The following is a 14,894-nucleotide window of genomic DNA, read 5'->3' as shown; positions in this document are numbered from 1 at the left end:
CATCACCCCACCGGAACGCGGTCATGACGAGTGAAGGAGTGGGGATGACAGTCGGGGGGATGGGGTCGCTCATCTCAGGCGGTCCATTCGGAAGCTCAACGCTGGGGAAGACAGCTGGCTCACTCCGAACCCGTACAAAGTCCCGGCGCGATGGCGAGACTTGAGCTTCATCTCTACACTTACTACCCCCGAGGTTCCGGTCTCGCCATCGCCGTTCGATCGAACCCGCCGGCCATCGCCGCGCGGCGCGTCTTAACGTCTGCTTTACATTTTCGCCTTGGTTCAGCCGATTTTTGCCCGTAAAACCTTCCTGAGGCTTCAACAGTGGCCTGTACACCAAGCGTTAGCGTTAATAGCTTCTAATCGAAATTGCGCTAACGTCTTCCAGTAATGAGTTGGTAGTTCGGGCAGTGTTGACTGTGGTGGGGAAATCTCTTTTGAAGCGGCACCGTATCGCGCGGCTTGTGTTTGCCGCCCTTATGAGTTTTGCGACGCTGCTGGGCCAGACCGTGGTGCCAGCCAGCGCAGCCAGCGAACGCGCGCTTTATCTCTACTACACCCACACTGGCGAAACCGCGCGCATCGTGTTCAAGCGCAATGGCCAGTTTGTCAAATCCGGCCTCGACCAGCTCAATTATTTCCTGCGCGATTGGCGCCGCAACGAGCCCACCAAGATGGACCCGCCGCTGTTCGATCTTATCTGGCAGGTCTACAACGCCGTGGGCGCCACCCAGCCGATCAACATCGTTTCGGCCTATCGCTCGCCCACCACCAATGAAATGCTCCGGTCTCGCCCGGGCTCCGGTGTTGCTGAAAATTCCCAGCATACCAAGGGCCACGCGATGGACTTTTTCATCCCCGGCATCTCGCTGACCAAGCTGCGCGCCACCGCGATGCGCTTTCAGGTCGGTGGCGTCGGCTTTTATCCAACCTCGGGCAGCCCCTTCGTACATCTCGACACCGGCAATGTCCGTGCCTGGCCGCGCATGACCCGCGCCCAGTTGGCCGCCGTATTCCCCGATGGCAAGACCCTGCATCTACCAGCCGATGGCAAACCGCTATCCGAGTCCGGGCGCAGCTACGCCATGGCGCAATGGCAGCAGTGCCACACCGTGCCCTGTGGCAATGGCGCCGGCGGCAGCACCATGGTTGCCAGCGCCGATGACGGCGCCCCCACCAAGACCCTTTCCGACATGTTGTTTGGCGGCGACGCCAAGGGCAAGTCAGCGCCCGCCACCATCCAGGTCGCCTCGATCCCGCAACCGGCCTTGCCACACGAAGCGCCGACCCCAATGGCCCGCCCTGCAGCCTTGGGCGGCATCGCCCAAGTCGCTGCAGCACCGCAGCCAGACGTCATGCCATTCTCCCGCGTCGGCAGCACGCCGCTCGAAGACGGCGCCGTCGCCGATGCCCGGATTGCTCCGGTTCCGGCGATGAAATCCCAGGCGCTGCTGGTGGCTACTGCCGCCTCGCTGCCTGCTGGGCAAGGTAACGAAACCGCTTTGACCGCGCTCGCCGCCCTGGGCGCACCGCTCCCCGCCGCCCGCACCCTGATGACCAATCAGCCCGCCGATATGGTCACCGCCTATGCCCCTGCCCCCGCCGAACCCGGCGCGCAAAAGGCGCTCGAACTGATTATCCAGCGCAATACGACGGCTGCATTGCCGCCCCTGCCCAGTGAAAAACCCCAGCCGCGCGCCCTGGTTGGCGCCAGTGGCCTGCGCACCGCCTCGCTCGGCGGCAAGAATGAACTCGCTCCGCTGGTTGGCCTGTTTGACATGACCTGGGGCGCCGTGGCCGAACATGGCACCAGTGCGCCGGTCGCCCTGGCGCTGGCCGAACGCCCCAGCGTCACCGATATGCGCCATGTCGATCTGGTCGCGCCCGATCTGGAACACGTCGCTGAAGTCTTCCTCACCCCGGTGGCGATGACCTCGGACCACTTTGCGGTGATCTTTGATCACGACGAAGCCGATTTCAGCCCGGCAACCGAACTGGGCGACTATGTCACCGTCATGGGCATCGGCGACGTCCCTCCCGATTTCAGCAGCGAGCGGTTCATCGTCAGCAAGCCGCTGGCCGTGGCGTTCCGTTAGGCCACTTCCGCGCCCCACTTTGCCCCATCGCGGCCATCACGATTGCAAAGCTATGGCGCTGCCACTATTGCTTGAATGCAGCGCCGCGCCATAATTGCGCCTGATGCTGCTTCTTAATTTGCCGGCCAGCGCATGCTGAGGCGCTGTGTCGTAAAGGACCGCACGATTGGGCGATAAGCCGCACACCCCCCTGCTCGACACGCTCAACGCGCCCGCCGATCTGCGCGCCCTGCCGCGCGAGCAACTGCGCCAGGTCGCCGACGAACTGCGCGCCGAAATGGTCGACGCCGTCTCGGTCACCGGCGGCCATCTCGGCGCCGTCCTGGGCGTGGTCGAACTCACCGTGGCGCTGCATGCCGTGTTCGATACCCCGCACGACCGGATCATCTGGGATGTCGGCCATCAGGCCTACCCGCACAAAATTCTCACCGGTCGCCGCGATCGCATCCGCACCCTGCGCCAGAAGGATGGTCTTTCCGGCTTCACCCGCCGCGCCGAAAGCCAATACGACCCGTTCGGCGCTGGCCACTCCTCCACTTCGATTTCGGCTGGCCTGGGCATGGCCGTTGCCTCCGAACTCGAAGGCATCAAGCGCAACGTCGTCGCCGTCATTGGCGATGGCGCCATGTCGGCCGGCATGGCCTATGAGGCCATGAACAATGCCGGCGCCATGGATGCGCGCCTGATCGTCGTGCTCAACGACAATGACATGTCGATCGCCCCGCCCACCGGCGCCCTGCGCACTTATCTTGCCCGCCTGGTCTCCGGCCCGGTCTATCGCGGCACCCGCGAAGCCGCCAAAACCGTGGTCAGCAAACTGCCCAGGATGCTGTACGAGCCCGCCCGCAAAACCGAGGAATTCGCCCGCTCGTTTTTCACCGGCGGCACGCTGTTTGAGGAGCTGGGCTTTTACTATGTCGGCCCGCTTGACGGCCACGATCTCGATGGCCTGCTGTCGGTGCTCGACAATGTCCGCGACATGCCCACCGGCCCGATCCTGGTTCACGTCGTCACCAAAAGGGCAAGGGCTATGGCCCCGCCGAAGACGCTGCCGACAAATATCACGGCGTCTCCAAGTTCAACGTCATCACCGGTGCGCAGGCCAAGGCGCCCTCCAATGCCCCGTCCTACACCAATGTCTTCGCCGAAAGCCTGATCCAGGAAGCCACCGACGATAGCCGGGTCGTCGCCATCACCGCCGCCATGCCCACCGGCACCGGGCTGGATAAATTCGCCGAAGTCTTCCCCACCCGCATTTTCGATGTCGGCATCGCCGAACAGCACGCCGTCACCTTCGCCGCCGGCATGGCCACCGAAGGCATGAAGCCATTCGTCGCCATCTATTCCACCTTCCTGCAGCGTGCCTACGACCAGGTCATCCACGACGTGGCGATCCAGCACCTGCCGGTGCGCTTCGCCATCGATCGCGCCGGCTATGTCGGCGCCGATGGCCCCACCCATGCCGGCAATTATGACGCCGCCTATCTCGGTGCCATCCCCGGCATCGTCCAGATGGCCGCCGCCGACGAAGCCGAATTGCGCCATATGGTGGCCACCGCCACCGCCTACGAAAACGGCCCCATCGCCTTCCGCTATCCGCGTGGCGACGGCACCGGCGTCGAACTGCCGGTACGCGGCATTGCCTTGCCCATTGGCAAGGGCCGCATCGTCCGCCAGGGCTCGACCATCGCCATCCTCAGCTACGGCACCCGCCTCGGCGAAGCGATCGCCGCCGCCGAAAAGTTGGCTGCCCTTGGCCTCAATCCGACCGTAGCGGATGCGCGCTTTCTTAAGCCGCTCGACGAGGCGCTGCTCGTCAAGCTGGCGAGTACGCACGATGTGCTATTGACAGTCGAGGAGGGTTCGATTGGCGGCTTTGGCAGCCACGTCGCCACTTGGCTTGCCCGAAGCGGCCTACTCGATGGCAAGCTGCGCTTTCTCCCGTTGATGATCCCGGATCGTTTTGTCGAGCATGCCAGCCAAGCCGATATGTATGCCGATGCTGGGCTCGACCGCGCGGGCATCGTCAATTCGGCACTCTTGGCACTGGGCTATGACGAAGCCTCGATAATCGCCGCGCTCGCCAAAGCGCAATAAACCGTTAAATTGCGTCGCCTTATAAACCAATCACCAACGTATCCTCGCTACACTGCGCTCGCGAGGTAAAGCCATGAGTATGTCGGTTATTTCGAGTGCCAATTACGGGATGCGTGCCGCCACGTCGCGCCTGGAGTCCAGCGCTTCCAAAATCGCGCGGATCGGCGACGGTTCGGGCGATGTCGATGTCGCCGGCGAAATGATCAACGTCCTGCAGGCCAAGTTCGAATTTGAAGCCAATGCCAAGATGGCCAGGGCCGGCGGCGACATGCTGAAATCCGCCATCGATATCCTGGCCTAGCTCGCCAGCGGCAGCCGCGATATGAACGTGGCATGGGTGATTGTCACGGCCATCCCCTTGTCTGAACTCACCGTCGATACCTGCGCGTCGAGTTGAGAAACCAGCGCGCCGATGATTGCGGTGCCCAGTCGCGCACCCTTCCTGCCAACCGGTTCCGCCGCTTTGCCGCTGCCATTGTCAGCTACCACCAGCTTCCAATCAGTGCCGTTGATTTCATAACTCACCTTGATCTGGCAATCGGTGCGGCCGGCGACAAAGGCGTATTTGATGGCATTGATCAAAAGTTCGGTGACAATCAGCCCGACACTGACAGCGTCGGCCGAGACGATCATGCCGACATCAGCTTCCACGGTGACACTGATCGGCTGGCTCTCGCCAACCATTGAACCGACCAGGCTCTCGCACAGCTTGGTGAGATAGGACCGCACTTCGATCTGGTCGATGCCCTCCGAGGCATGCAGATGCTGTTGTACCGCGGCCACCGACATCACCCGTTGATGCGCATCGCGCAGTTGCAGCTTGGCCTCTTCGGAAGTGACCGCACGAGCCTTCAGCAGCAGGATGCTGGCAATGATCTGCAGGCTGTTGGCAACCCTGTGCTGCATCTCCTGCAACAATACCTGCTTTTGATGCAGCAGTTCGTCGGTACGCTTTTGCAGCTGCTCTTTGTCCCGCTCGATGATGCGCGTTGCCGTCACATCGCGGAACGCCAGCAGAATATTGGCGCTGGAGCTGTCATCGTACAAAACCTTGCGGGCATTGAGCAGCATGGTGCGCAGGCCGACATTGGGGAAGTCATGCTCCACCTCGAAATCATCCATCGAGGTCTTCTCTGGAATGATGGTTTCAAGCAGCAGCCGTAGCGCCGGAATATCCCACTGGCCATCACCCAGCGCGTAGAGCAGCTGACCCTGCGTCTGCTCCATATTCACCTTGAAGGTGGAGTAAAACGACCGGCTGGCGGCCAGCACCCGTAACTTGCCATCGAGCACCAGAAATGGTTCGGGAATGGTATTGACAATAGCCTGCGCCAGAGTTTGCGCATTGGCCAGATTTTCGACGAGGTTCATGGCTGAAAAGCCGATCCGATCCGGGCGCGACATGACGCAGCAAGCGTGAGCGGACGACCCGTCTCCAGCGTAACCTGTTTCGTGCTCTATGTCGCGCGGGCATCGGTGCGCGCATTTAGCTTAGGCCAGGGCAAACTCCTGCCTGTACCGCGCCGGCGTCGTCCCCAGCCGTGATGCAAAGTGCTGTCTCAATGAGGCAGCCGTGGCAAAGCCTGCCTGCTGGGCCACGTCCTCGATCGACTGTCCGGTCGTTTCCAGCAACCGCCGCGCCAGCAGCAGCCGCTCTTCCAGCAGCCATTGCGCAAAGGTCACGCCAGTCGAGGCCTGGAAATGCCGGGTAAAGGTACGCCGGCTCATATGCGCCAGCGCGGCAGCGCCATCGATATCGTGCGGACCGGCAACATTGTGCCGAATGGTCTCGATCACCAGAGCTAGGCGACTATCGCCATCGCGGCCAGCAATCGGCCGCTCGATGAATTGGGCCTGCCCACCCTGCCGGTGCGGCGCCACCACCAGATGCCGCGCCAACCGCGCCGCGCTTTCGGCCCCGTAGAGGCGCCGCACCACATGCAGCAGGCAATCCAGCCCCGCAGCAACCCCCGCCGAGGTCAGTATCTGGCCCTCATCGACATACAAAACATCCGGCCGCACCTCGATCGCCGGATAGCGCTGACGCAACAGCTCGGCGGCAGTCCAATGCGTCGTTGCCGCCCGCCCGTCGAGCAATCCGGCCTCCGCCAATACGAAACTCCCCAGGCACAGCCCGACAATCATCGCGCCTCGCCCCGCCGCCACGCGCAGCGCCTCCAGCACCGGCCCAGCCGGCCGTTCGGCCGAATTGCGCCAGCTCGGCACCACCACGATGTCGGCATCGTCCAGCGCCTCAAGCCTGTGTTCGACCACGATCGTCAGACCGGTCTTGAGCAGCAGCCCACCCTGCTGCTCGGCACAGACACAAAAATCAAACAGCGGCAGCCCCAGCGACCGCCGATCCTCGCCAAACACCGCGCTGGGTATCGACAGGTGCAGCGGGCTGATCCCCGCAAAGACGACAACGGCAATTTTGGGCGAAAGCATCATGGTCCCCGACTTCCCCAGATTGGCCCATATCTATCGTTTATTGTCAATTGGGTCACTGTTGGCACGGCGGGACTGGTGCTAAATTCGGACCATCGCTTCACCAAGGAGAACCCGGATGACCACCACCCAGCCTCGCCGCGCCCTGATCGTCGTCGATGTGCAAAACGATTATGACGCCGGTGGCAATCTGCCGATCGAATTTCCGCCCTTTGGCCAGAGCGTCCAGCGCGTCGCCGACGCCATGGATGCTGCAACCGCCAATGGCGTGGCCGTTGTCGTTATCAAGATGATACAGTCGGCAACTGCCAGGGTATTCGCCGAAGGCTCCCATGGGGCCGCTCTGCACCCGGAAATCGCCCGCCGGGCGCGCGACCACTACATTGAAAAGACCATGCCCAGCGCCTTTACCGGCACCGATCTCGAACTCTGGCTGCGCAGCCACCAGATCGATACGGTCACCGTTTGTGGCTACATGACCCACAATTGCAATCTGTCGACGGTGATCCACGCCGCCCATATGGGCTTCAAGGTCGAATATCTTGGCGATGCCAGCGGCTCGCTGCCCTATGCCAACGCCGCCGGCAGCGTCACCGCCGAGGAAATCCATCGAGTGATGACCGTGGTTATCCACTCCCGCTTCGCTGCGGTGCTCGACACCGCCGAGTGGGCAACGCATCTGGCCAAGGGCACGTCGGCCCTGCGTGGCGATATCTACGACTCCAACCAGGCTGCCCGCGGTCGGCGCGTTGCCGCCGAATAGGGAGTTTTGCCCCGCCCGCTGGGGCGGGGCACTATCAATCAGTCGTCGTTGGCAACGCCCGCGACCATGCCGAGTGCCGACAGGTATAGTTCCAGAATGGCTTCGTGCTCTTGGCGCTCGCTGGCATCCTGCTTGCGGATCCGCACGATCTCCCGGATCACCTTGGTGTCGAAGCCATTGCCCTTGGCTTCGGCATAGATTTCCTTGATGTCGGCAGCGATCGCGGCCTTTTCCTCTTCCATGCGCTCGATGCGTTCGATGAACGCGCGCAACTGGTCCTGGGCTACACTCTCTTCGGCCATAATCTGTCCTCTTCGTTTGGACCATGGTTCAACATCAGCCGGGCGCGGGGTTCAAGCGCTTTATGCCCCAATCCACACCCCCGTCCGGTGCATGCCCGCAATTCGGCCAAATCCGCGTTTAGCGGTTGACACCACGCCGCCCCATGGGCTCAAACCAAGGTCTGTTTTCATGTTTTCCGGCACGCCATTGCACCTGATCCGTCTCGGTCTGAGCCTTGTCGGCGCGCTGTTTTCCAGCATGCTGTTTTTTGCAGTTCCTGCTCACGCCGATCTGCGCGTCTGTAATGAAACGCGCAACATGGTCTCGGTGGCGCTCGGTTATCGCGCCGAACGGGGCTGGCAGTCCGAAGGATGGTGGCAGGCCCCGCCCGGTGATTGCCGGGTGCTGTTCCAGGGAAGTCTGGCCGATCGATCCTATTATTATATCTATGCCGTCGATGACATTGGCGGTGGCGAATGGGACGGATCGGTGTTCATGTGCACCCGCGATGAAACCTTCACAATATTCGGGGTTGAGGATTGCCTCGCGCGGGGCTATGAGCGCACCGGGTTCTTTGAAATCGATACACAAAAGCGCACCGACTGGACCTTGCAGCTAACCGACAACGGCGGAGACCCCAGCGTTGTCAGCCCCGCTGAAGACGTAAACATGGAAGACCCGCGCATGCTGGTCGATCCAAACGATGTTCCGGGCGGCGCACCGCCACCGCCCCCTCCGGCCGGAGCGCCGAATACCACACCGCCGCCTGCCGCCCCTCAAGCTAGCGAAAGCACGGACACACAATGAGACGCATGAGACGCGTAAAGATCCTCGCCACACTCGGGCCTGCCAGCGGCGATGAGAAGATGATCGAGGAACTCGCCCGTGCTGGCGCGGACGTGTTCCGTATCAATATGAGCCATGCCAGCCACGAGTTGCTGCACAAGACCGTCGCCATCATTCGTGGCGTCGAAAAGAAGCTCAATCATCCCTTGGGTATTCTGGTGGATCTGCAAGGCCCCAAGCTGCGTGTCTGGAAATTTGCCGAAGGCGCCGTCCAGCTGGTTGCCGGGCAGAAGTTCATCCTCGACAGCAATGATATCCCCGGCACCATCGACCGGGTCTATCTGCCCCATCCCGAAATCATCGAAAGCGTCTCGGTCGGCGATCGGCTGCTGCTCGATGATGGCAAGCTGGCACTCAAGGCCACCAAGGTGGGCAACGGTGCCATCGAAACCGAAGTGATCTATGGCGGCAAGCTCAGCGACAAGAAGGGCGTTTCGCTCCCCGATACGCTGCTGCCCACTGGCGCACTGACTGAAAAGGACCATGCCGATCTGCTCGAAGGCCTCAAGGCCGATGCCGACTGGATCGCCCTCAGCTTCGTGCAGCGTCCCGAAGACATCATCGACGTGCGCAAGATCGTCCAGGGCCGTGCTGGCGTCATGGCCAAGATCGAAAAGCCGCAGGCCATCGATCGCCTCGAAGAAATCATCAAGCTGTCCGATGCCATCATGGTTGCCCGCGGCGACCTTGGCGTCGAGCTGCCGCTCGAAACCGTGCCCGGCCTGCAAAAGCGTATGATCCGCATGGCCCGCCGCTATGGCAAGCCAGTGGTTGTCGCCACCCAGATGCTGGAATCGATGATCACCTCGCCGGTGCCGACCCGCGCCGAAGTCTCGGACGTATCGATTGCCGTGTTCGAAGGCGCCGATGCCATCATGCTTTCGGCAGAATCCGCCTCGGGCCAATACCCGATCGAAGCAGTCTCGACCATGAACAAGGTGGCTGTCGCTGTCGAAGGCGACGCCAACTATCGTGGCATCATTCGTGCCAGCCAGACCGAACCGGAAGCCACTGCGGCCGACGCCATCTCGGCAGCGACCCGTCAGGTTGCTGAAACGCTCGATCTGGCCGCCATCGTCACCTACACCGCCTCGGGCTCCACCGGCATCCGCGCGGCGCGCGAACGGCCGTCCAAGCCGATCATCGTGCTGTCGCCCAACCAGCGCACCATCCGCCGCATGTCGGTGGTGTGGGGCGTCCATTGCGTGCAGACCGAGGATGCCGTGTCGCTTGAAGACATGGTCGATCGCGCCTGCGTCATCGCCTATCAGGAGGGCTTTGCCCGCCCGGGTGATCGCATCGCCATCACCGCCGGCATTCCGCTGGGCACCCCTGGCGCCACCAACATGCTGCGCATCGCCTTCGTCCGCCAGGATGGCGCTGGTTCGAGCTAAGACCAGCTGTATTGCCGCCCAAATGTCACGCCCCGTAGCCATGCTGCGGGGCGTTTTGTTTCCAGTCTGAATTGCGGCAGCAACCTTAGACCGGACGCCGGCCTTCCAGAAAATTCTTGAGCACCAGCAGGTCGGCCATCATCCACTCCCCTTCTGACGCGAAGGAATCGTCGGAAACGCCCGGCTGCTGCACCGAGGTATGGACCAGCTCGCTGCCTGCGCCATTGGGCATCAGTCGCACATGCGCCACCATGACGGTATGCGGCCCCATGGTCATCCGGTAGTCGAGCACGAAGAATGGATTGGCTGGCGTAAAATACACCGTCACCCGGCCACGCTGCCCGCCAAATGACCAAACCAGCTCGCCAAGCGACGGCTCTGGCTTGCCGTCCTGCACGACCGTCCAGCTCGTAAGGTTGGCCGGGTCCACCATATAGGCATAGACCTCGGGCGTTGGCCGATTGATCTGCACTGTCAAGGTTCGGGACTTAAGCACGCAAACCTCAATGACACCAACAACATAGCAGCTGTACGATTCCGCATCGCGCCAACAAATTCAACCCGCAATCAGCGCAGGAAGAATGTTTTTTATCTTTATCTATATGGAATAACGAACAGCCGACCGTGGGCAGTCAGGCGCTGAGCCCAACCGGCCCCGTCCCTTTCGAGCGCGATTCCAGTACGCTTTTCAGCGTCAGGAAGTCGGTGCTGATCCATTCCAGTGTGGAATCGAATTCGAGATCGGTCATCCCTTCGCGGCAATGGAAGGTAAACAGCACTTCGCAGCCGCCATCATTGGTGACCACCCGCATCGGGGTGTACATCAGCGCGCCGCCGGGCACGAACATGGCATGGTCGAGCACGCCATAATCATTGAGCGGCGCAAACCGGAAGTGGCGCAATCCAGCCGAGGTCAAACCGACCCAGTCGCCATTGGGCAGTTTGCGATAGCTCTGCGGATCAACCGCAGCCCATTCCGCAAAATTGCGAGGATTGGCCAGATAGGCATAGGCCTCATCAAGAGAGCATTTGATCTGGGTAGTAATCGTATGTGATCGCCGCATGGCAAACTCCGCGTCCGCGCCTCCTCGCACGGCACATTGGTGGACCCGGAAAAGTAAAAGCCCGCTTGCGCGGGCCTTTGAAGTCAGGACGTCAAAGGCTGCTTAGCCTTGGCGCGCCTTGAAGCGCTTGTCGACCTTATTGATGATATAGACGCGACCGCGACGGCGGACGAGCTTGTTCGCGCGGTGGCGAGTCATCAGCGCCTTCAGCGAGTTGCGGACTTTCATCGTATAACCTCAGTTAAATAAAAGGGGCGCCCGAGCGCCCGAAAACTTGGCCGGAACATAGGGAACTTGCCCGCATCTGTCAACGCGCCAAACCAACAGTTTTCCCCATGTCTGGGGCGTCCCGCACTGCAGCATTTCCTGCCCCACCTTAACGGCGGAGTCATCTGCATAGGTTAGTCTGAGACACTGATTTCATGGAATTTTTTGGTACCGCCATGGCAGTTGAACAGATTTCCAAGCACGGCGTCCTGGTCGCCGATCCCAATCAGAACATGGTCACGCTGGTCGGGACCATGCTGCGCGGCCTGGGTCGCCGCGATATCCGCGAGGCCAATGATGCCGGTCGTGCCATGCGCGAGCTACGCCGCCGCATTTTTGATGTCATCATCATCGATGACGCATTGGATGGCCTTGATGGCGTCGCCTTCACCCGCCAGTTGCGCGCCAGCGAAGACAACCAGAACCGCTTGACGCCGGTGATCATGATGTCCGCCGCGCCCGACGCCAAACGCATCGCCGCGGCGCGGGACGCCGGTGTCACCGAATTCCTGCGCAAGCCGTTTGCCGCCAATCATCTGCAAACGCGGCTGACCTCGATCGAGGCCAACCCGCGCGGCTTCATTGTCGAAGCCGACTACAATGGCCCCGACCGCCGCCGCAAAACCGTCGAAGAATTGACCGAAGGCGAGCGCCGCACCCGACCCGCGACGACGCTGACAGTCACGCCCGACAGCGAACCGGCCAAGACCGCCTGACGTCAGGCGCTGACGACGCCTTCCGGTAGCTCGATCTCGCGCCAGCGATGGCACGCCACCAGCCGCTCCCCGCCAATGGACTCCAACAGTGGCCGTTGTTCCGCACAGATTGGCTTGGCATGGCGGCATCGGGTGCGGAATGTACAGCCCGACGGCGGATTGATCGGCGACGGAATTTCCCCGCGCAACGCATCGATATTGCGCTGCCGCGCCAGCTTCGGATCGGGCAGCGGCACCGCCGTCAGCAGAGCCTTGGTATAGGGATGCTTGGGATCGTCATAGATATCGTCGCCTTCGGCCAGTTCGACGATCCGCCCCAGATACAGCACCAGAATGCGGTCCGAAACATGCCGTACGACGCTGAGGTTATGACTGATAAAGATCAGCGTCAGCCCGAACTCATCCTTCAGGTCAGCCAGCAGATTGAGGATCTGTGCCTGCACCGAGACGTCGAGCGCCGAAACCGGCTCGTCGCAGACGATCAGCTTGGGCTCGGTGATCAGCGCCCGCGCGATGCCGATGCGCTGCGCCTGCCCGCCGGAAAACTCGTGCGGATAACGGTTGATCATTTCGGGCAGCAGCCCCACCGCCTCCATGGTCCTGATCACCCGCGCCTGCCGCTCCTCGCGCCCGATATCGGGCCGTAGCGCCTTGAGCGGATCGGCGATGATATCGCCCACCGTCATGCGCGGATTGAGCGAAGCCAGCGGATCCTGAAAGATGATCTGCAAATCCTGCCGCCGCTTGCGCATTTCTTCTGCCGGCAGCTTGGTCAGGTCCTGTCCCAGCCACAGCACCCGCCCCTCATCGGGCGCCAGCAATTGCAGGATGCACCGTCCCAGGGTGGACTTGCCGCAGCCGCTTTCGCCCACGATGCCGAGCGTCTCCCCGGTCTTGATCGAAAATGAAATATCTTCCAGCGCCGTCAACACCAACGGCCGCGAAAACAGCCCACCTGCAATCGAGAAGGTCTTTTTCAGGTCGCGGATTTCAAGAAGAGTGCTCATGCTCACGCCACCCGCTCATAGGTCATCGGACCTTCATAAAAACACGCCTTTTCGCGCCCGCCATCGACTGGCAGCAGCGCCGGACGTTCTTCGAGACACCGATCAAAGCAGAACGCGCAGCGCGGGTTGAACGAGCAACCTTTGGGCAGATGCTCAAGGCTCGGCGGCGCGCCCTGGATCGGGTTCAGCCGGCGCACCTTGTGGCCCACATGCGGCGTCGAATGCAGCAGGCCCAGCGTATAAGGATGGCGAGGATCGTAGAACAGGTCGTCGACCGTGCCCTTCTCCACTGCCCTGCCCCCATACATCACCATCATCCGGTCGGCGACGCCCGCCACCACGCCCAGATCATGGGTAATCAGCACCAGCGCAGTACCGAAATCGTCGGTCAACGTCTTGAACAGATCGAGCATCTGCGCCTGTACGGTGACGTCGAGCGCGGTCGTTGGCTCGTCGGCAATCAGGATTTTCGGCTGGCACAGCAGCGCCATGGCGATCATCACGCGCTGCCGCATGCCGCCCGACAACTGGTGCGGATAGGAATCGGCGCGCTTGGCCGGCTCGGGGATACCCACCCGTTCCAGCATCTCGATACTGACGCGTATCGCCTTGGCCCGATCAAACCCCTGATGCTTGACCAAAACCTCGGCCAGCTGGGTCTTGATCTTGAGCGTGGGATTGAGCGAGGTCATCGGGTCCTGGAAGATCATCGCAATGTCTTTGCCGCGATAATTGTCCAGTTGCGATGTCGGCATGCCGATCAGGTTCACCCCACCCATCATCGCCTTGCCGGTGACCGTGCCATTGCGCGCCAGCAGCCCCATGATCGACAGGAACGCCTGGCTCTTGCCCGAACCGCTTTCGCCCACTACGGCGAGGGTTTCCCCGCGCTCCAGCGCAAAGTTGAGATCGCGCACCGCCTGCACCTGCGTCTCATGCAGCGCAAAACTCACCGATACGTCTTCGACGTTGAGAACCTGATCCATCATCGATCCTTTGGGTCGAGCGCGTCACGCAGGCCATCGCCCACGAAGAAAAAGCTGAACAGCATCACCACGAAGAATGCCAGCGGGAAGGCCAGGATCCAGATTTCGCCGTGGCTCATCGTCGCCGCCCCGTCGCTGATCAGCGCACCCAGCGAGGTATAAGGCTCCTGGATACCTAGCCCCAGAAACGAGATGAACGATTCCAGCAGGATCATTTCCGGGATCAGCAGCGTCGCATAGACAGCCACGATGCCCAGCAGATTGGGCATGATATGCCGCCACACGATGGTCAGCGGGCGCACGCCCGAGGCCACCGCCGCCTCGACGAATTCCCGGTTTTTCAGGGCCAGCGTCTGCCCGCGCACGATGCGCGCCATTCCCAGCCACGAAATCAGCCCGATGCCGCAAAACAGCATGACGAATGAGCGGCCAAAGATCACCAACAGCAGGATGATGATGAACATGTAGGGGATCGAGTAGATGATATCGACAAAACGCATCATGGCGCTGTCGATGCGGCCACCGAAATAGCCGGCCACGGCACCGTAGAACGTGCCCACCGCTACCGCGATCGCCGCGGCTAGAATACCCACGATCAGCGAAATCTGGGTGCCCTGGATGACCCGGGAATAAAGATCGCGCGCCGATTCATCGGTGCCGAAATAATGCCCGGTTTCAATCGAGGGATAACCCTTTTCGGCAATCATCCCCAGAATGTTCCAGTCGACCGTTTCGATCGACCATTTGGAAAAAATTGGGCCAATGAAGGTGAACAGCACAATGGCGGCAAGCATGAATACGCTCACCACCGCCGCCCTGTTGCGCACGAACCGCCGTCCGGCGTCCTGCCACAGGGACCGCCCCTTGGCATTGGATTGCTTGACCGCCTCGTTGAGCCCGGCGGTACGGCTATCTGCAAGGGCCATGA

15 protein-coding genes and 1 pseudogene are annotated in these 14,894 nt (G+C 61.5%); 7 read left to right on the top strand and 9 right to left on the bottom strand.

Features of this window, described 5'->3' with window-relative positions:
• The first annotated feature begins 437 nt into the window (after nucleotides 1–437).
• From ABIT12_RS12065 to ABIT12_RS12055, 3 genes and pseudogenes are all read left to right on the top strand, one after another.
• Entirely contained in the window at nucleotides 438–2,096 is a 1,659-nt protein-coding gene (locus ABIT12_RS12065; protein WP_348063352.1) for a DUF882 domain-containing protein, read from the top strand.
• Between the two features lie 166 nt (nucleotides 2,097–2,262).
• Nucleotides 2,263–4,193, top strand: a pseudogene (gene dxs, locus ABIT12_RS12060) (1-deoxy-D-xylulose-5-phosphate synthase).
• Nucleotides 4,194–4,266: 73 nt separating this feature from the next.
• Nucleotides 4,267–4,494 carry a flagellar basal body rod C-terminal domain-containing protein gene (locus tag ABIT12_RS12055; protein ID WP_348044691.1) on the top strand — a complete coding sequence of 76 codons (228 nt, stop codon included), beginning with the start codon at nucleotides 4,267–4,269 and terminating at the stop codon, nucleotides 4,492–4,494.
• Here the strand turns inward: ABIT12_RS12055 and ABIT12_RS12050 are convergent.
• Both ABIT12_RS12050 and ABIT12_RS12045 read right to left on the bottom strand, forming a co-directional pair.
• A complete protein-coding gene (locus tag ABIT12_RS12050; RefSeq protein ID WP_348044689.1) occupies nucleotides 4,491–5,564 on the bottom strand; it encodes a histidine kinase dimerization/phosphoacceptor domain -containing protein in 1,074 nt (357 codons plus the stop codon). The two genes, ABIT12_RS12055 and ABIT12_RS12050, sit on opposite strands and share 4 nt — an antisense overlap.
• Before the next feature lie 120 nt (nucleotides 5,565–5,684).
• Nucleotides 5,685–6,641: a helix-turn-helix domain-containing protein gene (locus ABIT12_RS12045; RefSeq protein WP_348063350.1), complete on the bottom strand. Its 957-nt coding sequence runs from the start codon at nucleotides 6,639–6,641 to the stop codon at nucleotides 5,685–5,687.
• Nucleotides 6,642–6,759: 118 nt separating this feature from the next.
• On the opposite strand from ABIT12_RS12045, the gene ABIT12_RS12040 reads away from it, so the two are divergent.
• Nucleotides 6,760–7,404, top strand: coding sequence for a cysteine hydrolase family protein (locus ABIT12_RS12040; protein ID WP_348044685.1), 645 nt, complete (start codon nucleotides 6,760–6,762; stop codon nucleotides 7,402–7,404).
• A 38-nt stretch (nucleotides 7,405–7,442) separates the two neighbouring features.
• Here the strand turns inward: ABIT12_RS12040 and ABIT12_RS12035 are convergent, their stop codons facing one another.
• The gene (locus ABIT12_RS12035; protein WP_348044683.1) at nucleotides 7,443–7,706 is read right to left on the bottom strand and encodes a DUF2312 domain-containing protein; all 264 of its coding nucleotides are present in this window, start codon (nucleotides 7,704–7,706) and stop codon (nucleotides 7,443–7,445) included.
• A 169-nt stretch (nucleotides 7,707–7,875) separates the two neighbouring features.
• Between ABIT12_RS12035 and ABIT12_RS12030 the strand changes: the two genes are divergently transcribed.
• Together ABIT12_RS12030 and pyk are read left to right on the top strand one after the other, a co-directional pair.
• The gene (locus tag ABIT12_RS12030) at nucleotides 7,876–8,493 is read left to right on the top strand and encodes a DUF1036 domain-containing protein (protein ID WP_348044681.1); all 618 of its coding nucleotides are present in this window, start codon (nucleotides 7,876–7,878) and stop codon (nucleotides 8,491–8,493) included.
• The gene (gene pyk, locus ABIT12_RS12025) at nucleotides 8,490–9,926 is read left to right on the top strand and encodes a pyruvate kinase (protein ID WP_348044679.1); all 1,437 of its coding nucleotides are present in this window, start codon (nucleotides 8,490–8,492) and stop codon (nucleotides 9,924–9,926) included. The genes ABIT12_RS12030 and pyk overlap by 4 nt, the downstream gene beginning before the upstream one ends.
• 85 nt (nucleotides 9,927–10,011) lie before the next feature.
• On the opposite strand, the gene ABIT12_RS12020 is transcribed toward pyk, so the two are convergent.
• From ABIT12_RS12020 to ykgO, 3 genes are all read right to left on the bottom strand, one after another.
• On the bottom strand, nucleotides 10,012–10,422 hold the full coding sequence (locus ABIT12_RS12020; protein ID WP_348044677.1) for a hypothetical protein: 411 nt from the start codon (nucleotides 10,420–10,422) through the stop codon (nucleotides 10,012–10,014).
• 136 nt (nucleotides 10,423–10,558) lie between these two features.
• On the bottom strand, nucleotides 10,559–10,990 hold the full coding sequence (locus ABIT12_RS12015; RefSeq protein ID WP_348044675.1) for a hypothetical protein: 432 nt from the start codon (nucleotides 10,988–10,990) through the stop codon (nucleotides 10,559–10,561).
• 102 nt (nucleotides 10,991–11,092) lie between these two features.
• Complete coding sequence (ykgO, locus tag ABIT12_RS12010) at nucleotides 11,093–11,218, bottom strand: type B 50S ribosomal protein L36 (protein ID WP_046139985.1); 126 nt, start codon at nucleotides 11,216–11,218, stop codon at nucleotides 11,093–11,095.
• A 194-nt stretch (nucleotides 11,219–11,412) separates the two neighbouring features.
• Between ykgO and ABIT12_RS12005 the strand changes: the two genes are divergently transcribed.
• Entirely contained in the window at nucleotides 11,413–11,973 is a 561-nt protein-coding gene (locus ABIT12_RS12005; RefSeq protein ID WP_348044672.1) for a response regulator, read from the top strand.
• 2 nt (nucleotides 11,974–11,975) lie between these two features.
• On the opposite strand, the gene ABIT12_RS12000 is transcribed toward ABIT12_RS12005, so the two are convergent.
• Genes ABIT12_RS12000 through ABIT12_RS11990 form a run of 3 tightly spaced genes read right to left on the bottom strand, consistent with a single transcriptional unit; the run spans nucleotide 11,976 to nucleotide 14,892 of the window.
• Nucleotides 11,976–12,986, bottom strand: a complete 1,011-nt coding sequence (locus ABIT12_RS12000; protein ID WP_348044670.1) for a dipeptide ABC transporter ATP-binding protein — start codon at nucleotides 12,984–12,986, stop codon at nucleotides 11,976–11,978.
• The gene (locus tag ABIT12_RS11995; protein ID WP_348044668.1) at nucleotides 12,983–13,966 is read right to left on the bottom strand and encodes an ABC transporter ATP-binding protein; all 984 of its coding nucleotides are present in this window, start codon (nucleotides 13,964–13,966) and stop codon (nucleotides 12,983–12,985) included. Before ABIT12_RS11995 ends, ABIT12_RS12000 begins: the two co-directional genes overlap by 4 nt.
• Nucleotides 13,966–14,892, bottom strand: a complete 927-nt coding sequence (locus ABIT12_RS11990; RefSeq protein WP_348044666.1) for an ABC transporter permease subunit — start codon at nucleotides 14,890–14,892, stop codon at nucleotides 13,966–13,968. The genes ABIT12_RS11995 and ABIT12_RS11990 overlap by 1 nt, the downstream gene beginning before the upstream one ends.
• Nucleotides 14,893–14,894: the final 2 nt, after the last annotated feature.

Source organism: Devosia sp. (genome assembly GCF_039927955.1).
In the GTDB taxonomy this organism is placed as follows: domain Bacteria; phylum Pseudomonadota; class Alphaproteobacteria; order Rhizobiales; family Devosiaceae; genus Devosia.
This window is presented reverse-complemented; position numbering and strand designations above follow the sequence as displayed.